Consider the following 19,829-nt stretch of genomic DNA (forward strand, 5'->3'; position numbering starts at 1 on the left):
TTGAAAATTAAATAGGTAATATTTAAATATATTATCAGATTGCTCGTACTAACTAGAGTTTTCACGCTTTGTGGCACCGCAAAATCGGTATCATCCGAACGAATTCAAGGCTGCCGGCCGCAGAAATTAACTGAGGCCGGCAGCCTTGCAAAGTTAGGGCGCCTTCTTGGGCAGAGCGTATGCTATGATAAAGTCGCCATGGTCCGGAGAGCCTCGTGACCCACCAGCAGTAACGATGACATATTGCCTCCCCGATTTCGGCGATGTGTAGGTCATAGGCGTCGATTGGGTGCCGACCGGTAGGCGCCCTTTCCACAATTCATCGCCGGTCTGAGTGTCGATCGCCCGCAAGTAGTAATCCTGCGTACCAGAGTAAAATGTCAGACCTGAGGCCGTTGTCATCGGTCCACCGAGCGTCGGCATGCCCACCGGGATCGAGAGCGGCGATTTGATGCCGATTGGCAGAACGGAGTCTTTGATAGTTCCCATAGGCCGCTGCCACACGATCTGACGGGTTTTCAGGTCAATCGCCGTCATGGTTCCCCATGGCGGTGAATTGCAAGGAATCCCAAGAACCGACATCAGCGACTGGTGCCGGGTGGCGAAAGCACCGTCCTGCTGCGGATACAGCCCGAGCGAATCGGAAACTGAGGCCTCCTTAGGATCCACTTCGGCTTGCGGCACCAGAGTGACGACCTGCGGCATCCGAATGTCGTTGAGGATCATCAGATTGCGGCTTTCATCGATGCTAACGCCGCCCCAGTTGAAGCCGCCATAATAGCCTGGATAAAACAGGGTCGGCTTGGTGGTGATGGGGGTGAAGGGGCCTTCATACCGCACTTTGCGGAAGGCAATGCGGCATGCGAGCTGGTCGAAGAAGGTGGCACCCCACATCGAGGCTTCGGTCAGGCCACTGGACCCAATCTGCGGCATCCCTACCGAGTATGGCTGGGTGCGGGACGTTCTGTTACCTGGCTGCCCGCCCTGGGGCACCGGCAGTTCCTTCACTGGCGTGATGGGTTTCCCGGTCCTCCGGTCGAGCATGAAGATTTGGGCTGTCTTGGTGGGCTGGATCAACGCAGGCACGGTCTGGCCATGCTCATCGAGCACATCGACGAGTGCAGGTTGGGAGGCGACATCGTAATCCCACAGATCATGGTGGACTGTTTGGAATTTCCAACGCTCGCGTCCGGTGGCGATGTCGAGAGCAAGGATCGAGGTCGAATATTCTTCGGTCGCCTTGCTACGGTTTTCTGACCAGAAATCATCGGAACCGCCGCCGAGTGGCAGGTAGATCATGCCGAGCTTGTCGTCGAAAGCTGGCGTAGACCACATGTTGGGGGTGCTTAGCGCAAAGTCCGTGCCGTCTGCCGGGGGCGTGGTGTCATTGGGACGCGCGGCATCAAATGCCCAAACCAGCTTTCCGCTCTTCACGTCGTAAGCCCGGATGACCCCTGACTGCATCTTCTCAGCGCGACCGTCCATCACGAAGGAGCCGACGATGACAAGGTTTCGTACGATAGTGGGGGCGGAGGTCTGGAAGTAGAATGCAGGGTTACCGCCGCCGACTTGTCGCCGCAAATCAACGACGCCGTTTTGACCGAACGATTTGCATGCCTTTCCAGTTACGGCATCGAAAGCGAGCATCTTGGCGGAGAACGTGGTCATCACGATCTGTTTGCGGCATTCCGCTGTGGAATCATCGGTCGAAGCGTCAGAATTGGTCGCGCTGACCTGATCTGCCTCGTGGTATCCCAGTCCGCGGCACCGACTATAGCTGGTCTCTCGAATACCGGGGTCGAAGCGCCATTGAACTTTTCCGCTATCGGCGTCCAAGGCCAGGACTTGGTTGCGCGGGGTACACGCGTATAGCCTGTTGCCGATCTGCAGCGGCGTGTTCTGCGCTTCGACACCTGTCTTGCTCATATCGCCTGTCCGCATGGTCCAGGCCACCTCGAGGCCAGCGACGTTAGCAGGCGTGATCTGTTCCTCGGGCGCAAAGCGTGTGCCCGCCGGAGTTCGTCCGAAATACTGCCAGTGCGATTCGGTTTGGTTGTGGGCAACCGGTCCAGCAGTTCCCTTCGGCGTGTCCGGTCGAACAACCCCGTGCGCCTGGAACATTGATGCAATCCCAACCGCTATCCCGGCCACAACCACCAGCGCCCCCAAATTCGCAGCGCGGCGACCTCTGCCGTCTGTAAGGTGGGGCAGTATTGCAAGCAGCACTGCGGTCATCACAAGGAAAGGGCCGAGGCGAGGGACAAGCGGCCAAAATTCGAATCCGACTTCCCAGATCGACCAGATCACGGTTGCCAGCAGGACGCCGACAAATACGAAGGCGCCAGAGAGGTGTGATCGCGCGACTTGGATTCCGGCGACGGTCAGTCCGGCACCGGCTAGTAGATAGTACCACGATCCGCCCAGCGTTGCGAGATAAGCCCCGCCGGCTGCAAGAATCACACCTGTTAGCGCCAAGGCAGATCCCAACAATGAGAGATACCAAACCCGGGGAGACGTGCTTTGTTTTTTCATAGGGGAGGCTCCAGCGTTTCCACGGCTCGCCTTCGAGCGTGGCGTCGTCTAAGCCGGGGCCTATACACCCGTAGAGGTCTCTAACAATACACCTGTATAGGATTTATGAATACTGATGAGAACAGAGCGGCAACAAGTGATCGCGGACGCCGCGGTACAGACGCTGGCCGAGAAGGGTGCGCGCGGACTGACGCACCGCGCGGTTGACCAGGCTGCTGGTCTTCCAGCCAGTTCCACTTCCTATTACTGCAAAACTAGGGAAGCCTTGCTTGAGCTTGCGATGGACTCTGTGCTTGGCGCTGATTTTCAGGATGCGCAGGATTACCTTTTCGATGATGGTTCGGTAAATTTCGATGCGTTGCTCTCGCACTTTTCCCACCCGTCAAACCGTCAGAGAGGCCTCGCGCGCTTTGAACTGTTCCTGGAAGCTGCGCGTAATCCGCACTTTCGAAAGCTGCTCGCAGACTATCGAAGGAGGCTCGTGACCCTCATTGCGGCGCGAATGACGCAAAATGGCGTGGCGGATGCGGAGCGCGCGACACAGCGGGGAATGGTGGATTTCGAGACCCGCCTGTTCCACATCCTTATCTTTCCCGATGAAGATGTTGCTCCGGGCTCCTGACCTGCTTCCGAGAAGATCTTGCTCGCTCATGCGCAGCAAGAGCAGATCGGAGCATGGCGGTCAGATGGCCGGGCAGCGCGTGCTTGGCAAGTTCAGCCGCGAAAGACGGGGGCTGGGGCGCGGCGATGCGGGCTGAATGAAAGGGAGTGCTTCATCAGCTTTCCAGTCAGGCGGTAAGTGGCACTTCGGCGAGTTCATGCACTTGCGGCTTGGTCGCCAAGAGGCGGGCAAAGGGTGCGAACAGACTTCCGTCGATCTGGCTCGATGCGCTGCGATAGCCGGCCGCGCTGCGCCAGCGCTCCATGAAAACCACCGTCTCTCCCGGTTCATGACCCGCCAGCATGGTGCAACTCAGGCATTCGTCGATGTCCGCCAGCGAAGCGGCCAACGCGCGCAGAGCCACGATGAGGTCGCCAGTCATACCTTCCTTGGGCTGGAGCTGGTACATTTTGACGAAGGGTTCTTCGATCATTCGCATTGCCTGTTTCACGGATAATTGGTGGGGATTGAATGTCCGGACGGCGCCCGGTTGGGAGCGAGCGCCGTCCGAACGGTGCGGCCTAGTTCAGGCCTTAAGTGCGTCCTGAACGCCGGGGGCAACATGCTGAGCCCCCTTTTCAGCCACATGGGAATCGATTCGCGCGCTCACCGCCGACTTCATGGCGCCGGAGAACGTTGCATGATTGTCGCGCAGCCAGGCTTCAGAGGCCACCCGGTTGGCATTGAGGTTGTTGATCTTCGGGATGACGTATCGTGCGAAGAGCTCGTACGAGCGCTTGGTCTGGGCGAAATCGACCCAGTTCACGCCCAGCTTGAGGAAACATCCAAAGCCGCCGGACTGATCGATGAGTCGCTCGAGCTGCTCGACGGCATCGTCAGGCGTGCCGACCACTGCGAAGCCCGAATCGATCATCATCTGGACCGGATCGACGCCGGCGGGTGCCAGGGGAAGGGCAGCCACGTGCCGGAAGTAGTCGATCCAGCGGTGGAAACCGTATTCGACGTTCGCGCGGGCTTGCTCGCGAGTTTCAGCGACATGGATCGGGCCGACCAACCGCCAGCGGGACCGGTCCACGGTTTGTCCGTGGTCCTTGGCCAGATCTTCGGCGATCGCCCAGTTGGAGGCGAGGGCGTTGAAGCCGCCTGTCGTGGTAGCGCCGAGCGAAAGCATCCCAAGGCCGAACGTGCCCGCTGCGCGGGCGCCGGTCGGGGACACCTGATTGGCGACCGCGATATCGACGCCGTTTTCGTCGTAAGGTGCGAGCTGAAGCCGCGCGTCGCGCATCTCGAACCAGTCGGTCTTGCAGGTGACGGTCTCGCCCTTGAGCAGCCGGACCATCGGACCGATCGCTTCGTCGAGCATGTCGCGCACCTTCGCGGTATCGATGCCCAGCATATGGGCGTCCGACGGAAGGGAGCCCGGACCCATGCCGAACATTACACGGCCCTTCGTCAGATACTCGAGCTGACGGATACGGTCGGCAAGCATGAAGGGATGGTGATAGGGAACCGATGAAACCCCGGTGCCAAGGCGGATGCGCGAGGTGCGCTGAGCTGCCGTAGCGATTGCGAGTTCGGGGCTCGAGTTGATCTCCCAGCCACCACTGTGGTGCTCGCCGAACCAGACCTCGTCGTAGCCCAGCTTTTCCATCCACTCGACCAGCTCGAAGTCACGCTCCAGCGCCAGACCGGGATTTTCGTCAGGGGTGTGGAAAGGCGTGATGAACGCACCAAACCGAATTCTGCCTCTCGCCATGATATCTTCTCTCCTCGCGCTGATACGCGCTTAATGACCCTTATCACCGACCAGACGTGCGGCGGTGTGGAGCCAATAGCGATATGCCCCCGGGTCGCCTGCGTAACCCAGTAGTTGATTATGGGGTGCATATGAAAACCCTATGCAGCCGTATAGGTTACGGTTGATGCCCGACGTTGGAGCATTTTGGGTCATCATATGGGTTTGCTATGGCAGGCAGACGCAAACCTTAGTTTGACGAAACCGCGGTCGGTTGCACCACTGCTTCCAGAACGACCCGTACATCGGGCGTAACATGGAGAGATGGCTGTGGGCGGACGCTTCGAAGGTAGAGTTGCGCTGGTTACCGGTGGCGCCTCAGGTATGGGGGCGGCTTTCGCACAGATCTTTGTCGACGAAGGCGGTAGCGTTGCCATCGCCGATCTAAATGATGAGCTCGGCGCGCAATTTGCTGAGGGCCTCGGTTCCAAGGCCGTGTACCTGCGTACGGATGTGTCGATCGAGGATGACGTCGCAGCGACCGTGGATGCTGGTATGGGCAGGTTCGGTCGGATCGATGTCCTGTTCAACAACGCCGGCATCGGTGGGATGGGCTCGACCAGCGACACCTCAGCCGATCTCTGGCGCAAGGTCCTGGAAGTCGATCTGTTCTCGGTGTTTTACTGCTCTAAGGCAGTGATCCCGCACATGAAGGCCATTGGTGGCGGGTCGATCATCAACAATGCGTCGATTTCGGGCCTTTCCGGTGATTTCGGGATGGCATCCTACAACGCGGCCAAGGGCGGCATCGTCAACTACACCAAGAACCTCGCACTCGATCTGGCCGGGCAGGGCATCCGTGTGAATGCGATATGCCCCGGCGCCATCGACACGGCTCTGTTCTCGGGCGTTGCACAGGTTCCCGGTCTTCTGGATGCGTTCATCAATGCCATTCCGCTTGGCAGGCTTGGGGCTGCCAAAGAGGTCGCCGAGGTTGTGGCGTTCCTCGCCTCCGATGCGGCTTCTTATGTCACCGGTGCAGCTATCCCGGTCGATGGAGGCGTGGTGGCGGCTACGGGGTTGCCCAATCTGAACCGCTTCATGGAAGGGCTCAAGGCGAAGTACGCCTGATCAAGCACGCAAAAGTATAACACAAAGGGGAGAGTGAAATGACGATCGAGTCTTACTCGTCGAGGATGAAGTGTGCCCGCTTGACGGCGGCCCTTCTCGCATCGACCGCACCAGCCACGGCCTTCGCGCAAGCCGCCGGAGAAGCCCAAGATCGGCCGGCTCCGCCCGCTTCAGCAACTCGCAGCGAAAATTACGGTATCGCCGAGATTGTCGTCACCGCCCAGAAGCGTGAGCAGAAGCTCAACGATGTCGGCATCTCGATTTCGGTGCTGGGCGGAGACCAGCTCGACAAAATGTCGATCAAGGATTCCACCGCAGTCGTGAACGCGGTTCCCAATGTCGAGAACACCTCGATCTATGGCCCAGGGACGAACACCAATTTCTCGGTGCGCGGCGTCGCCCAAAACGATTCCAACGACGGCACCGAGGCTCCGATCGCAACGTACGTCGACGACGTGTACCTCGTGACGACCGGCGCCGGTGCATTCCCTCTCTATGACATGCAGCGCGTGGAAGTTTTGCGCGGGCCGCAGGGAACCCTCTTTGGCCGCAACAGCACCGGCGGTCTGATCCACTACATTTCGAGCAAGCCGGTCGACAAGTTCGAGGCCTCGATCAGCGGTTCCTACGGATCGTACGATGACCGGACTGTGACGGCCATGGTCAATGCCCCTGTCGCGCCCGGCATCCTCGCCGTGCGCGTGGCGGGACAATACCACGACAACGATGGCTGGCTCGACAATCGCACGGGCAACCAGCCCGACGGCGGCCAGGTTAAGTCGAAATCGATCCGTGGATCGGTTCTTTTTACGCCGACCGACACGCTCACCAACGTGCTGCGCGTCTCGTACGACAAGGCAAGTGGCTACACGAGCGGGATCTGGCGCGACGCCATCGCTCAGGATCCGTCGACTGGCTATCAGTACACGCTGCCCAAGGGTTCGCCTGACGCAGTGGGTGTCGGGCCCGTCAGCGGCGAGTCCGACAATGGTCAGTTGCGCAAGCTGCTGGGAGCCAAATCGTTCCTCGCGATCAATAAGCTGGACTGGAAGATCGGCGATGTGACCGTGACCTCAGTCACGGGCTACAACCACTATCGTCGCAACACGGTGGAGGATTGCGACGGCACTCAGGTCGCCATCTGCGCGACGCACTACAACAACCCAAGCCATCAGTTCTCGCAGGAACTGCGCGCTTACATCGATGCCGGTTCCAGCCGCTTCACTGTCGGGGCGTACTACCTCAATCAGGTGCAGGAGCAGAACATTCTGGCTCCGCTTGCGCAGTTTGCCGGTCCTGGGTCGGTCGCGCTGAAAGCCAATGTCTACCAGCGCTCGAAAGGCTATGCCGTTTTCGGAAACGCCGAGTTCGATCTCGTGTCGAACCTGACGCTCATCGCGGGTCTGCGCGGCTCACGCGATGAGAAGACGATCCAGCAGGTGAACGGCATCTATCAGCCCACTGATCCGACCAATCCGTTTGTCGGCTACGAAAAGGATGCCAACCTCCCGGTCGGCGCGGCCGTCGGCGAGAATGTGTTCACGGATGCGACCGCGGGCGGTCTCAACCACATCAAGAAGAACCTGTGGTCGGCAAAGGTCGAGCTGGATTACAAGCCGTCGCCCGACACGCTTCTCTATGCCTCATTCAGTCGCGGCGTGAAGGCGCCAGGCTTCAACAACGGTCTGGTTTCCGTCGGCCTGCCGTTCCAGCAGTTCCGTTATGCGCAGGAAACCCTTCTGGCCTACGAGGTGGGCGTCAAGGCGAGCTTCTGGGATCGCCGCGGCAACATCAGCGCCTCGACGTTCTATTACGACTACAGCGACTATCAGGCCATCTCCTTCGTCGGGGTCGGCTCGTTCATCACGAACAACGATGCAAAGCTCTATGGCATGGAGGCGGATCTCACTCTTAAGCCTTTCCCGCGTGTCACATTCCAGGCCAATGGCGGCCTTCTTCACTCCAAGCTCAACGATGTGTCGAATGCCGGCCTGTTCGTGAACGACGCCAAGATGCCGATCGCACCGTCGTGGACGGCTTCGGCGCTGCTGCGATATGACCTGCCGATCGACGGTGGGAACAAGACCATCGGCTTCCAGATCGATGGCCGGGCCCGGTCGCACTTCTACAACGATCCAGCGAATGACCCGGCTGCGCGCGTTCCATCCTATGGTGTCGTGAACGGGCAGGTCGATATCGCCGACATCGACGACAAGTACAGGCTCTCTGTTTCCGTCAAGAATATCTTCGACAAGCGCTACAAGACGTCGATCTTCCTGCTGAACGGCGTGGCCGGATATCGCTACGGCTTCTACGGTCCGCCCCGCTGGGTTTCGGCCGACCTCACGATCAAGTTCCACTAAGACTTGAAAACCGGCAGCATCGTGGCCCTTCGCGCTTTCGCATTGTTCCTCCTGGTAGCTGGAGGGTTGATTGCTGCCGGTGGCGGGTGGCTCACTGCTTTGGGTGGGAGCATCTACTACCTGCTAGGCGGGACGGCTGTGATGCTTGCCGGCATTCTCCTATGGATCAGGCGCTCATCAGGCGCCTGGCTCTATGCCGGGTTTCTCGCATTGACTGCGATCTGGTCGTTGTGGGAGGCGGGGCTCAATGGCTGGGGTCTTGCACCCCGACTGATCGGTCCGGGGCTCATTGGATTGCTCTTCGCTCTGCCGTTCGTGCGACGGGGTTTGGGCGAGGGGGATACCTCCGGCGCGCGGGCCGGATATACCGCAGGAGCATTGGGATGCGGCACTCTCGCAATAGTTCTGGTCGCAGCGCTTTTGCCGTCAGGCAATCCCGCCCTATCGGCCTCATCTCCAGTACGATCGCTCACGAACCCTGGCGGGCAACCCGATGGGCAATGGCAGGCCTATGGCCGAGATAATGCCGGAACACGATTCTCGCCGCTGACCCAGATCAACACGACCAATGTGGCCAAGCTTCAGCCGGCGTGGTCCTATCGCACGGGCATCGTTCAGAAAGGCACGCAGAGCCCTCTTGAGGCGACGCCCATCCTGGTGGGGGATACGCTTTACCTGTGCTCGCAGACAAACGTCGTGATCGCTCTGGATCCCGAAACCGGCAAAGAGAAGTGGCGTTTCGATCCGAAGGTTGATCCTACCGGGGCGTCGCTGGTCACAGCATGTCGCGGGGTAGCCTACGCACACGTTCCCAATGCGAGCGATTGTGCGGACAGGATCGTGTCGGCAACGTTTGATGCACGGCTGATTGCTCTGGATGCGCGCAGCGGGCGGCCCTGTCGTTCGTTCGGTCGAAACGGTATGGTGAACCTCAAGGAAGGCATGGGGCAGGTCGATCCCGGCTTCTATTATGTGAGCTCGGCGCCGACGATTGTACGAGGCAAAGTCATCCTCGGCGGATGGATCGCCGACAATGTAAAGGTCGGCGAGCCATCCGGTGTCATCCGAGCCTTCGATGTGGCGACGGGTGAATTCGCATGGGCGTGGGATCTTGGACGTCCCGGCTTCCACGGGAGACCGGGGCCTGGTGAAACCTATACTCTCGGTACTCCTAACAGCTGGGGGCCGATGAGCGGCGATGACAAGCTCGGGCTTGTTTATGTCCCGACTGGCAATGCGACACCGGACCATTGGGGTGGGAGCCGAACAGCGCTTTCCGACCAGTACAGCAGTTCGGTCGTGGCGCTCGACGTTCAAACCGGCGAACGACGCTGGTCGTTCCAGACCGTCCATCATGACGTATGGGATTACGATGTTGGCTCTCAGCCTACGCTCGTGGACCTGCAGATCGGCGGTAGGCAGGTTCCGGCGCTGGTCCAGCCGACCAAGACCGGCCAGGTCTACGTCCTCGATCGACGTACCGGTCGCCCTTTGGCGTCTGTGGTCGAACGACGCGTGACGGTGGATCCCGCACCCGGTGATCGTGCTTCGCCAACCCAACCCTTCTCTGTTGGTATGCCCTCGTTCGCTGGGAATACCCTCAAAGAAAGCGATATGTGGGGGGCCACGCCTTTCGACCAGCTCTGGTGCCGGATCCGCTTCCGCTCGATGCGCTACGATGGGCCATTCACGCCGATCGGCACCAAGGAGGCTCTCGTCTCTCCAGGCATTGGTGGCGGCATGAACTGGGGCAGCGTATCGGTCGACCCCGAACGGAGCGTACTCTTCGTCAATTCGATTCAGGTGCCTTCGACCGTCCGTCTGATTCCCCGTGTCACGGCAGACGCGATGGCAAAGAAGCAGAAGGGCATCAGGTTCCATGATCTGAGCCTTCCGTTGCCGCAGGGTGGGACACCGTTTGCCGTATCGGTGAACACCTTCGTGTCGCCGCTTGGAGCTCCGTGCAATGCACCGCCTTACGGTCTCATGAGCGCTGTCGATCTGAACACGGGCAAGCTGCTTTGGCAAAAGCCCCTCGGCACCACGCAGGATAGTGGTCCGTTGGGCGTTCCTCTTGGCATCCCGATCACAATGGGCCTGCCGATGATGGGCGGCTCGATTGTCACACGCGGCGGTATCGTGTTCATTGCCGCCGCGCAGGAGCGCAGCATCCGCGCCTTAGACGCGGCTACGGGGCGTGAACTGTGGAAGGGCAGACTTCCGACCGGCGGACAGGCAACCCCGATGACCTACATATCGCCGAAGAGTGGCCGCCAGTTTGTGGTGATCGTCTCCGGGGGCAGCGTGCTCATCCAGTCGCCGCTCATGGATCGCGTCGAAGCATTTGCATTGCCGTCTCCGCGGTCCCGTTAAGGTGAACCAGGGGTGATCTGTCCGGCAATACGTGGTGGGACTTACCATCAGCTATCAGCATCGGCATCGAGCAAACGGTCGAAGGGGCGCGGCGTACTTCGCAGGTCGGCGAAGGTTAGTCTGCGCTGGTGGCTTGCTTAGGGGTTACAATCGGTAGTCGGTAAAACGACCACGTCGGGGTCGGTTGAGCGGCACCGATCCCCTAACATGTGTCGACGTTCTATTCTTCGCTAACCGTGCCATTGCCTTCGGTAGCCCGAAGTCGCAGCGTCGAGCGCGGATGATCGGTCAGGGTGAATACGATCAGGACCACGGGAAGGGTTACCCTAGCGCATTTTGAACGGGAAGAAGTTCAGCGCTGCAGTTCAGAAATGTCAGCTGACCCTTATGACAATCTTGCCTACATGTTTCGCCGCTTCGAGCTTGCGATAGGCGTCAGCTGCCCGGTCGAATTCAAATACTTCATCAATCACGGGTTCGATGCGATGTACTTCGATCATCCGGTTCATGGATTCGAAATCATCGCGCGAGCCGACGAGGATGCCGCGTATGGTTTTCCAGGACATGATCGACAGCGGATTTATCTGCCCGGACGTCAGGACGCCAATGAGGTGAACCTGACCATTCACCGCCGTCGATGCGATCGATTTTGGCAAGGTTCCGCCGCCGCCGATCTCCACGACATGGTCCACGCCGCGCCCATCGGTGAGGCGAAGAACTTCGTGCTCCCAGTCGGGATGGGATGCATAGTTGATGGTGTCATCAGCGCCTAGCGCGCGCAATTGGGCGAGTTTCTCGTCACTGGAAGAGGTCGCGATGACGCGTGCACCCGCGGCGCGGGCGAACTGAACTGCAAACATCGAGACGCCGCCGGTTCCGAGTGTCAGGACTGTTTCCCCACCTTTTACCGCCCGTGGACCATTCAGCGCGGACCACGCTGTCACGCCGGCACAGGGCAGGCACGCGGCCTGTTCGAACGACAGATGTGCTGGTGGCTTCACGGCCATCTTCGCATCGCAGACGACATACTCGGCGAGCACGCCATCGACGAAACCACCCAGCGACGTCGGAATGTGTTCCGCCGCTACCGGTCCGCCAGTCCAGTTGTTAGAAAAGGTGGGGCAGGCTCGATCGCCGACGACGAAGCGGCTGACATCGTCCCCGACGGCGACCACCTCGCCACAGCCATCAGACAGAGGAATGATCGGCATAGGCATTTCCGCGCCGTAACCACCCTTGGCCACAAGAAGGTCGCGGAAGTTGAGTGACGCCGCGCGCATCCTGATCAGGATTTGGCCGCGTCGAGGAGATGGGACTGGGAGTTCGGCAGGCTGCAGATCCTTGATGCCATCGGTTCCAACGAGGTGATAGGCAAGCATGGTATCGGCTCCTTGACGCATCTTTTTTCGATCGGGCAGCGAACAGGGGGTGGCGTAGCGGACTGGATGAACATTGGGAATCCTTGTCCGGCATGAATTACGCGAAGCTCGTTACAGAACCTGGGAGAAGAACTCGCGGATATCGTCGGAAAGCGCGACAGGTTCTTCAAGCGCTGCAAAATGTCCGCCGGCCGGCATGATCGTCCAGCGTGTGATATTGTAAGTTTGTTCTGCAAGCCCCCGGGGTGGGTAGGGGATGAACTCTGCTGGAAATTGCGCGACGGCGGTCGGAACCTCGACCCGTACGCCTGCATATCCGCCTTTTGCCGCTTCCGTGGCGCGACCGCGATATAGCCAGATGGATGTCGCGACAGCATCGTTGACGAGCGTGATCATCAGGTTGGTGATGAGGTCGTCAAGCCCGAAACGCTGCTCCAGACCAAGAGAAGCGTCGCTCCAGGCATTGAATTTCTCGAGCACCCATGCGGCATAGCCCACTGGGGAATCGGACAGTGCAGCCGCGATGGTTTGCGGGTTCTCGGTCTGGACCTGATGGTACCCGAAGGATCGGGATTGCACCCTGCTGAGAGTGCGCCAATAGGCGGTTTCTTCGTCGGATGAAGGGGGGCTGACTGGACGGGACATTGCCGCGACCATGTTGAGGTGAATGCCGGCGACGACGTCGCCGTGATCTGCTCCGAGAAAGGTTGAAACCGCAGATCCCCAATCCCCCCCTTGTGCGCCGAAGCGCTCATAGCCGAGGACTTCGGTCATGAGCTTGCGCCATAGAGACGCTATGCGGCGCGGTCCGATGGGGCGCGGCGCTGCCTGAGAGAACCCGTAGCCAGGCAGTGTCGGGATGACGAGGTCGAAGCCTAACGCCGGGTCGCCGCCGTACCGGTCAGGGAAGGCGAGGGGCTCGACCATTCCCATGAACTCCAATGTGGATCCCGGCCATCCATGGGTAAGCACGAGTGCGCGTCCCCTACCGCTTCCGCGCACGTGGTAGAAATGCACATCCAGCCCGTCGACCCGAGCGACGTACTGGGGCCATTTGTTGAGCCGTGCCTGTGCTGCCTGCCAGTCGTACGCATGGACCCAGTGGTCAATGAATCGGTTCAGGAAGGCCCCGTCGATCCCGTAGTTCCATTCACCTGCGTCATCGGGTTCGGGCGGGAGGGCCGAGATGCGAAGGCGGGTGCGGATGACGTCCAGCTTTTCTTGCGGGACGTCGACCCGGAAAGGACGAGGCAAGCTCATGCTGTGCGCAGCCACACCGTCTTCGAGTAGAGGTAGTCTTCGATATGATGCGGACCGCCCTTGCTTCCGTATCCGCTCATTTTCGTTCCGCCATAGCTGACCGAGGGATCGGTCACGCCGTAGCAGTTGACCCACAGAATTCCCGCCTTGATCGCACGCGAAACCCTATGCGCCCGCCCGACGTCGCGGGTCCAGACGGCTCCGCCCAGACCGTATTCTGTCTGATTGGCGAGATGGATGACCTCTGCTTCGTCATCGAAGGGAATGATGGAAATGACCGGACCGAAGATCTCTTCGCGCGCCACGCGCATGTCGTTATTGACGCCTGCGAGAACCGTCGGCGTAACGAAATACCCTTCCGCGAGCGATCCACCAAGCCGTTCACCGCCGAACATCACTCGCGCGCCTTCCTGCTGCGCAAGGTCAACATAGCTGGTCACGCGGTCGAGCTGGGCCTTCGACACGAGGGGGCCAAGTTGGGTTGCAGGATCGCAGCTGTCTCCCACCCGCAGCGTTGCCGCGAAGTCGGAAAGGCGCTGTGCGAAGGCATCGTGGATCGAGCGCTGAACGAAGAGACGCGTGCCAGCGTAACAGACCTGGCCGGTGTTTCCGAAACATCCCATCGCGGCGCCCGGCACCGCAATATCGAGATCGGCATCCTCGAACACGATATCCGGCGACTTTCCGCCAAGTTCCACTGCGACCTTTTTCATGTTCAGGGCCGAGGCCTCTACGATCCTCCTGCCTGTGGCAGTGGACCCGGTGAACGCGATCTTGTTGACGTCCGGATGCTCGGCCAGTGCGGCGCCGGCGGTGGCTCCGGGGCCGGGTACCACATTGACGACGCCCTCGGGCAGACCCGCTTCCATCATCAGCTCGGCAAGCCGAAGCGATGACAGTGGTGCCTCCTCCGCCGGTTTCAGAACCAGCGTGCAGCCGGTGGCAAGGGTCGGGCAGATGCTCCACAGCTGCGTGATCAGGGGGCCGTTCCACGGAATGATGCCCCCGACGACACCGATCGGATCTTTGACGGTGTAGCTCATGAAGGAGCCGGGGAAGCTGTTCTCCAGCGTTTCGCCGCGAATGTTCACTGCCTGGGCGGCATAGAACCGGAAGGCCTGGAGCATCCACCGCTTGAACATGCTTGTCCGGGCAACCGGTGCACCCATGTCGAGGGTTTCCAGCAGGCCGAGATCATCGAAGTTCTTCTCGATCGTGTCAGCGATCTTGAGCATCAGGTTCTGCCGATCGAAGGGCGACCAGGTGCTCCATGGTCCTTCGAAGGCTGCGCGAGCAGCGCGCACGGCAAGGTCGATGTCCTGGGCATTGCCGCGTGCGACAGTCGCGATGACCTTGCCCGTTGCAGGATTGGTGACCTCGAAGGTCTCGCCGGTTACCGAATTCACCCATTGCCCGCCGATAAGCAGTCGCTTGGGATGGCCGTCGAGAAACGGATGGCTGGTTTCCTGGCGCTCGATGATTTCCATGTTTCCTCTCACAGCGGTTGCTTCGGCAATGGCCGAATCGCTTGAGCGGACACCTTCGGGCCTGTGGCGACCAAGCCAAAATAGCGACTTCGTCTGACAGGGATAACCACTTCCTATGAGCGGGGGAGGCGCCGGCAGCTTAGGTGGGAGGGATAAATCAAGGAGAACGATGCATGGCTGGCAAATGGTTCGACGAACTCAACGTGGGAGATGTCTTCGACCATCCCATCCGTCGCACGCTGACCGAGACTGATAATGTACTCTTCAGCGCGATGACCCATAACCCGGCGCTGCTGCACCTCGACGAGGAATACTGCAGAACGGAGACGGAATTCGGCAAGCGGCTCGTCAACTCGGCCTTCACGCTGGGCCTGATGGTCGGCATTTCGGTCGGCGATACGACGCTGGGTACGGCCGTTGCGAACCTGGGCTGGGATGAAGTCCGCTTTCCCAAGCCCGTCTTCCATGGCGACACCATCCGCGTCCAGACTGAAGTCATCGAACTTCGCGAAAGCCGGTCCCGGCCCGATCAGGGTGTCGTTACATTCCTGCACCGCGCCTACAACCAGCATGGTGATCTGGTCGCCCATTGTCGGCGGTCGGGACTGCAGCGCAAGCGTCCGGTGGCTTCATGACGCCGCGGTCCTGGCTGTTTATTCCCGGAGACAGCGACAAGAAGCTGGGCAAGGCCGATGGTGCCGGCGCCGATGCGCTGATCCTCGATCTGGAGGACGCCGTAGCTCCCCAGAACAAGCCCGAAGCGCGTGAAAAAGTCGCGGCGTTTCTGCGGGAGCGAAAGATCGGCACCCGACACTGCGAACTGTGGGTCCGGATCAATCCGCTTACAAGCGCTCTCGCTCTCGATGACCTCGTCGCGGTGATGCCGTTCGCGCCGGATGGACTGATGTTGCCTAAGCCCGATGGCCCGGAGGATGTCCGGACATTGTCGCTGTATCTTGACGCATTCGAGGCTCAGAACGGTCTCGACCTCGGATCGACCCGCATTCTGCCGGTCGCGACCGAAACGGCGGTAGCACCGTTCCGGCTCGCGGACTATGCAGGAGCAAATCTCAGTCGTTTGGCCGGGTTGACCTGGGGAGCCGAAGATCTCTCCGCCGCCATTGGTGCGAGCACCAATCTTGATGCCACCGGCGCCTGGGCGATCACGTTCAGGATGGTGCGATCGCTGACGCTGCTGGGCGCGCACGCTGCCGGCGTCCCGGCGATTGAGACGCTGTTCGTCGATTTCCGGGATGAGGAGGGCCTGGCTGCATCGTGTCGTGCCGCGCGCGCCGAGGGCTTCTCCGGCCGCATCGCAATCCATCCGGCTCAGGTGGACGCCATCAACCGCAGCTTCACGCCCAGCGAGGAGGAGATTGCCTTTGCGCGCAGGGTTGTCGACGCATTCGCAGCCGCGTCGGATGCCGGCACCATCGGTCTCGATGGCAAAATGCTCGACATTCCGCATCTCAAGCAAGCCCGCCAGACCCTTGCTTTGGCTGAAGCGGTGTCGAGATGAGCCTGGAGGCCATACTCGATACCATTCGCCCCGGTGATACCGTCTTCGTAGCTGGATCTACGGGAGAGCCCACCGCTCTTCTCGACGCCTGGGGCCAGGATCCGGAACGAACCCGCGGTCTCCAGATCGTTACCAGCGCAGTACCAGGCATCAACGCACTGGACCTCGGCGCCTGGCATCCTTCATGCCAGGTTACAGGGCTGTTCATGCAGCCTGCCTTTCGCTCACTGCACGAAGCGAGGCGTTACCATTGGCTGCCGCTCTCGTATGGGGGCTTCACCAAGCATCTGAGAGAATGCAGCACCCCACCTGACACCTGCGTCGTACAGGTATCGCCGCCTGGGCCGGATGGCCGGCATTCCCTTGGGTTTGCGGCGGAATTCATGCCTGTTGTTCTGGGGCGCGCACGGCGGATTCTCGCCGTCGTCAATCACGCGGTGCCCTACCTCACCCAATCCCCGAAGATCGACAGGAAGGCATTCGACACCGTTTGCGAGGTCGAGACATCTCTTCCCGCTTACGACACCGGAGAGATTGATGAGGTGTCGGTGACAATCGCCAAGTCAATCGCTGGCCACGTCAAAAATGGCTCTGCGGTTCAGGTTGGCATCGGCAAGGTGCCGGCCGCTCTATTGGCAGCGCTCGCCGGCCATCGCCGCCTTCGTATGCAGAGTGGGATGCTCGGAGAGGGCTTTCGCGTGCTGGTAGAGGCTGGGGCGGTGGAGGAAGGTTGGGCCCATCAGGGCTGTGTTATGGTCGGCAGCCGTTCGCTGTACGACTGGGCAGCCGACCAGGACTGTTTCGAAATCGCGGGCTGCGAGCATACGCATGATCCTGCGCGGCTCGCCTCGATCGCGGATCTCGTGGCCGTAAATTCTGCTCTGGCGGTGGATCTGTTCGGGCAGTGCAACCTTGAACTGGCAGGCAGTCGTGCCGTTAGCGGCGCGGGCGGGGCACCCGACTTTGCCCGCGCCGCCAAGCTTTCGCCGGGCGGACTGAGCATCGTTGCTTTGCCGGCAACAGCAAAGGGCGGGTCGGTTTCCCGGCTCGTGGTCGCCTTGCCATCGCCCGGACTTTCGAGCCTGCCCCGCACCGACGTCGATATGATCGTGACGGAATATGGCGTTGCGGATCTGCGAGGTCTGGATGTGGCTGAACGCGGTGCGCGCATTGCGGCAATCGCGGCTCCCCAATTTCGAGACCAACTGCAGCGCGAGTGGTGGGCGCTACATGCTGCGATGTAGCGCCACGCCTTTTCGTTAGAGGTCTTCGAGAACGAGGCGGCCGGTCACATTGCCCTCGCGCAACGCGACCATCGCCTCGTTCACTTTGTCCTTGGCGAGGGTAGCGACCGGCGTTGGAGGAAGCAGCCCCTTGTTGGCCATTTCCACAACGTCGCGCAGATCCTGGATCGAGCCGGTCAGAGCGCCGAGGATGGAGTTGGCCTTGAAGACCAGGCCAGCCAGGGAAAGGGTGATTTCACCGCCGCTCACGCCGACGACGACCAGGCGACCTCCCTTGCTCAGGGCGTCGAAACCCATTCTGGCGGTGGGAGAGATGTTCACGAAATCAATGACTGCGGGAACCGGGCCGCCCGTCACCTCCAGCAATCTCTCGAGACTGCCTTCACCTGAGCTGTTCACAACGGCGCTGGCGCCCTCGGCCGTCGCGGCTGCAAGCTTCTCGTCACTCACGTCGACCGAGATGATCGCCCGATGGCCGAAGGCACGAAGCATTGCGATCGCCGTCAGTCCCAGGCCGCCGGCACCAATCAGGACCACCGGCTGCTCGGGTGCGAGCGGCAAGACCTTCCGGATAGCCGAATAGGCCGTGATTCCGGAGCAGGCATAAGTCGCAGCGAGGGCAGGGTCGATATTGCCCGGGTCCACCAGGTAGCGCGGATGGGGGACTTTCACGTGGCTGGCAAAGCCGCCATGCTGGACAACGCCCAGGCTGCGCTGCGCCGTGCAAAGATTGTCGTGCTCGGCCTTGCACGCGTCGCAGGTTCCGCAACCGATCCAGGGATACACGATCCGACGGTCGCCGATCGCAACGCCCTGTGCATCGGGGCCCAAAGCGACGACCTCTCCTACGATCTCATGGCCGGGGCATCGCGGCAGCTTCACCCCGCGATCCGCGAGCTTCATCACCTTGCCCCCGCCCAGGTTATACTCACCCTTCCAGAAGTGGAGATCGGAATGGCACACCCCGCAGTGCGTGACGCGTACGACGACTTCACTGGATTCAGGTTGGGGCGTCTCCATCTCGAGCTGTTCGAGGGGGGCGTTGGGTGCCGTTACGGCCCAGGCTTTCATGAAACGTCCTTTCAGGTAGTTGTATTAGCGATGAAGCGCGCGACCGCGCGCTCGGCATCGAGACGGTAGCGTTCTGCAACCGAGGCTGACGCGATGAGGTTGAAGCCATGGTAGGCTCCCGGATAGACGTGGAGCTCGACCGGCACTCCTGCTTCAAGCAGCCGCCTCGCGAACTCCATGTCTTCAGCTGCGAACAGATCGATTGAGCCGGTCGCGATGAATGTCCTTGGAAGACCGGCAAGGCTCTCCGCGCGCGCAGGCGCGGCGTAGGGATGGGTGCCGGCATGCCCAGGCTCAGTCCCGAGGTAGCTTGTCCATCCGAAGAGGTTCGCCGCGCGCGTCCACACGAAATCACCGGTTCCAGGCGCACCGGCCGTGCGATCATCAAGCATGGGGTAGAGCAGCCACAGCCACGACGGAACTGCTCGGCCCCGATCCCTCAGCCTGAGCGCAAGGCCGGCTGCAAGTCCGCCGCCCGCGCTTACGCCGCGGATGCCGATTTGGTGGCTTGCAATTCCAAGCCCGCCGCCGTGCGACGTGAGCCAGTCGAAGCCGGAAAGACAATCGTTCAGTGGGGCAGGGAAGGGGGCCTCGGGTGCAAGACGATAGTCGACCGAGAGGATGACCATCGAGTGGCGTGCGCAAAGATCCCGCATGAGCACATCCTCGCGGGCAGCCGTTCCCATCACGAAGCCCCCCCCATGGATGTTGAGCATCGCCGGCGCAGGCTCAGCGAGCATGGGGCGGGAGGGATGATAAAGCAGGGCGGAAAGCGAGGAGGAAATCTCGATCCGCTCAACGGCCACCGTATCGTTTGCGTCTGTGGGAGCAGCGTCCCCCATGATGGACCTGAAGTCGCCGAGAGTTTCGGCTGTCAGCGTGTCAAAGTTCGGGATTGCTGAGAGCGCAGCCACAAGTTCCGGATCGACCAGAGTAATCGGCTCAGCCGCTTCAGGCGGCGCGTCAGTGGCAGCTGGCAGTTCCAACATCCCGTCCTTCTTGCGTAGGCTTTGGTCAGCCGACGCTTGTTATAGTCTTGTGAAAGATGGCGGCTGTGCGCGCGGGCGACCAATAGGAGTTTGGACTGCGCGCCATAGCGCGGCGCTATGTCGG

The 19,829-nt window shown here is 60.7% G+C and carries 15 protein-coding genes; 7 read left to right on the forward strand and 8 right to left on the reverse strand.

Annotation, left to right across the window (positions count from 1 at the left end):
• Positions 1 to 153: 153 nt before the first annotated feature.
• The gene (locus HWN72_RS27930) at positions 154 to 2,532 is read right to left on the reverse strand and encodes a membrane-bound PQQ-dependent dehydrogenase, glucose/quinate/shikimate family (protein WP_211152003.1); all 2,379 of its coding nucleotides are present in this window, start codon (positions 2,530 to 2,532) and stop codon (positions 154 to 156) included.
• A gap of 115 nt (positions 2,533 to 2,647) precedes the next feature.
• Between HWN72_RS27930 and HWN72_RS27935 the strand changes: the two genes are divergently transcribed.
• Entirely contained in the window at positions 2,648 to 3,154 is a 507-nt protein-coding gene (locus HWN72_RS27935) for a TetR/AcrR family transcriptional regulator (protein WP_211152004.1), read from the forward strand.
• 166 nt (positions 3,155 to 3,320) lie between these two features.
• Here the strand turns inward: HWN72_RS27935 and HWN72_RS27940 are convergent, their stop codons facing one another.
• Together HWN72_RS27940 and HWN72_RS27945 are read right to left on the reverse strand one after the other, a co-directional pair.
• Positions 3,321 to 3,626: an antibiotic biosynthesis monooxygenase gene (locus tag HWN72_RS27940; protein WP_211152005.1), complete on the reverse strand. Its 306-nt coding sequence runs from the start codon at positions 3,624 to 3,626 to the stop codon at positions 3,321 to 3,323.
• Between the two features lie 93 nt (positions 3,627 to 3,719).
• Complete coding sequence (locus HWN72_RS27945; RefSeq protein ID WP_248006407.1) at positions 3,720 to 4,910, reverse strand: LLM class flavin-dependent oxidoreductase; 1,191 nt, start codon at positions 4,908 to 4,910, stop codon at positions 3,720 to 3,722.
• Positions 4,911 to 5,219: 309 nt separating this feature from the next.
• Here HWN72_RS27945 and HWN72_RS27950 point away from each other — a divergent pair, with 309 nt between their 5' ends.
• The 3 genes from HWN72_RS27950 to HWN72_RS27960 are packed head-to-tail and all read left to right on the forward strand — an operon-like array spanning position 5,220 to position 10,756.
• Entirely contained in the window at positions 5,220 to 6,020 is an 801-nt protein-coding gene (locus HWN72_RS27950) for an SDR family NAD(P)-dependent oxidoreductase (RefSeq protein ID WP_289357708.1), read from the forward strand.
• 38 nt (positions 6,021 to 6,058) lie between these two features.
• On the forward strand, positions 6,059 to 8,383 hold the full coding sequence (locus HWN72_RS27955; protein WP_211152007.1) for a TonB-dependent receptor: 2,325 nt from the start codon (positions 6,059 to 6,061) through the stop codon (positions 8,381 to 8,383).
• 3 nt (positions 8,384 to 8,386) lie between these two features.
• Positions 8,387 to 10,756, forward strand: a complete 2,370-nt coding sequence (locus HWN72_RS27960) for a membrane-bound PQQ-dependent dehydrogenase, glucose/quinate/shikimate family (protein ID WP_248006408.1) — start codon at positions 8,387 to 8,389, stop codon at positions 10,754 to 10,756.
• A 374-nt stretch (positions 10,757 to 11,130) separates the two neighbouring features.
• Here HWN72_RS27960 and HWN72_RS27965 read toward each other — a convergent pair whose 3' ends face one another.
• The 3 genes from HWN72_RS27965 to HWN72_RS27975 form a co-directional block, all read right to left on the reverse strand.
• Positions 11,131 to 12,135 carry an NAD(P)-dependent alcohol dehydrogenase gene (locus tag HWN72_RS27965; protein ID WP_211152008.1) on the reverse strand — a complete coding sequence of 335 codons (1,005 nt, stop codon included), beginning with the start codon at positions 12,133 to 12,135 and terminating at the stop codon, positions 11,131 to 11,133.
• A gap of 111 nt (positions 12,136 to 12,246) precedes the next feature.
• Complete coding sequence (locus HWN72_RS27970) at positions 12,247 to 13,395, reverse strand: epoxide hydrolase family protein (RefSeq protein WP_211152009.1); 1,149 nt, start codon at positions 13,393 to 13,395, stop codon at positions 12,247 to 12,249.
• On the reverse strand, positions 13,392 to 14,882 hold the full coding sequence (locus tag HWN72_RS27975) for an aldehyde dehydrogenase (protein ID WP_211152010.1): 1,491 nt from the start codon (positions 14,880 to 14,882) through the stop codon (positions 13,392 to 13,394). The genes HWN72_RS27970 and HWN72_RS27975 overlap by 4 nt, the downstream gene beginning before the upstream one ends.
• 173 nt (positions 14,883 to 15,055) lie before the next feature.
• Between HWN72_RS27975 and HWN72_RS27980 the strand changes: the two genes are divergently transcribed.
• Genes HWN72_RS27980 through HWN72_RS27990 form a run of 3 tightly spaced genes read left to right on the forward strand, consistent with a single transcriptional unit; the run spans position 15,056 to position 17,645 of the window.
• Positions 15,056 to 15,517: a MaoC family dehydratase gene (locus tag HWN72_RS27980; RefSeq protein WP_160987423.1), complete on the forward strand. Its 462-nt coding sequence runs from the start codon at positions 15,056 to 15,058 to the stop codon at positions 15,515 to 15,517.
• Positions 15,514 to 16,401: a CoA ester lyase gene (locus tag HWN72_RS27985; RefSeq protein ID WP_211152011.1), complete on the forward strand. Its 888-nt coding sequence runs from the start codon at positions 15,514 to 15,516 to the stop codon at positions 16,399 to 16,401. Before HWN72_RS27980 ends, HWN72_RS27985 begins: the two co-directional genes overlap by 4 nt.
• Positions 16,398 to 17,645: an acetyl-CoA hydrolase/transferase family protein gene (locus HWN72_RS27990; protein ID WP_211152012.1), complete on the forward strand. Its 1,248-nt coding sequence runs from the start codon at positions 16,398 to 16,400 to the stop codon at positions 17,643 to 17,645. Before HWN72_RS27985 ends, HWN72_RS27990 begins: the two co-directional genes overlap by 4 nt.
• A 15-nt stretch (positions 17,646 to 17,660) precedes the next feature.
• Here HWN72_RS27990 and HWN72_RS27995 read toward each other — a convergent pair whose 3' ends face one another.
• Together HWN72_RS27995 and HWN72_RS28000 are read right to left on the reverse strand one after the other, a co-directional pair.
• Complete coding sequence (locus HWN72_RS27995; protein ID WP_211152013.1) at positions 17,661 to 18,716, reverse strand: alcohol dehydrogenase; 1,056 nt, start codon at positions 18,714 to 18,716, stop codon at positions 17,661 to 17,663.
• 11 nt (positions 18,717 to 18,727) lie between these two features.
• Entirely contained in the window at positions 18,728 to 19,702 is a 975-nt protein-coding gene (locus HWN72_RS28000; protein ID WP_211152014.1) for an alpha/beta hydrolase, read from the reverse strand.
• Positions 19,703 to 19,829 lie beyond the last annotated feature (127 nt).

Origin of the sequence: Novosphingobium sp. HR1a, assembly GCF_015594425.1 — a bacterium.
Classification (GTDB): domain Bacteria; phylum Pseudomonadota; class Alphaproteobacteria; order Sphingomonadales; family Sphingomonadaceae; genus Novosphingobium; species Novosphingobium resinovorum_A.

Bases quoted from the DNA above. Each gene is read 5' to 3' on its own strand.
- HWN72_RS27930 (WP_211152003.1), bottom strand. From the start codon at position 2,532: ATGAAAAAACAAAGCACGTCTCCCCGGGTTTGGTATCTCTCATTGTTG.
- HWN72_RS27935 (WP_211152004.1), top strand. From the start codon at position 2,648: ATGAGAACAGAGCGGCAACAAGTGATCGCGGACGCCGCGGTACAGACG.
- HWN72_RS27940 (WP_211152005.1), bottom strand. From the start codon at position 3,626: ATGATCGAAGAACCCTTCGTCAAAATGTACCAGCTCCAGCCCAAGGAA.
- HWN72_RS27945 (WP_248006407.1), bottom strand. From the start codon at position 4,910: ATGGCGAGAGGCAGAATTCGGTTTGGTGCGTTCATCACGCCTTTCCAC.
- HWN72_RS27955 (WP_211152007.1), top strand. From the start codon at position 6,059: ATGACGATCGAGTCTTACTCGTCGAGGATGAAGTGTGCCCGCTTGACG.
- HWN72_RS27965 (WP_211152008.1), bottom strand. From the start codon at position 12,135: ATGCTTGCCTATCACCTCGTTGGAACCGATGGCATCAAGGATCTGCAG.
- HWN72_RS27970 (WP_211152009.1), bottom strand. From the start codon at position 13,395: ATGAGCTTGCCTCGTCCTTTCCGGGTCGACGTCCCGCAAGAAAAGCTG.
- HWN72_RS27975 (WP_211152010.1), bottom strand. From the start codon at position 14,882: ATGGAAATCATCGAGCGCCAGGAAACCAGCCATCCGTTTCTCGACGGC.
- HWN72_RS27980 (WP_160987423.1), top strand. From the start codon at position 15,056: ATGGCTGGCAAATGGTTCGACGAACTCAACGTGGGAGATGTCTTCGAC.
- HWN72_RS27985 (WP_211152011.1), top strand. From the start codon at position 15,514: ATGACGCCGCGGTCCTGGCTGTTTATTCCCGGAGACAGCGACAAGAAG.
- HWN72_RS27990 (WP_211152012.1), top strand. From the start codon at position 16,398: ATGAGCCTGGAGGCCATACTCGATACCATTCGCCCCGGTGATACCGTC.
- HWN72_RS27995 (WP_211152013.1), bottom strand. From the start codon at position 18,716: ATGAAAGCCTGGGCCGTAACGGCACCCAACGCCCCCCTCGAACAGCTC.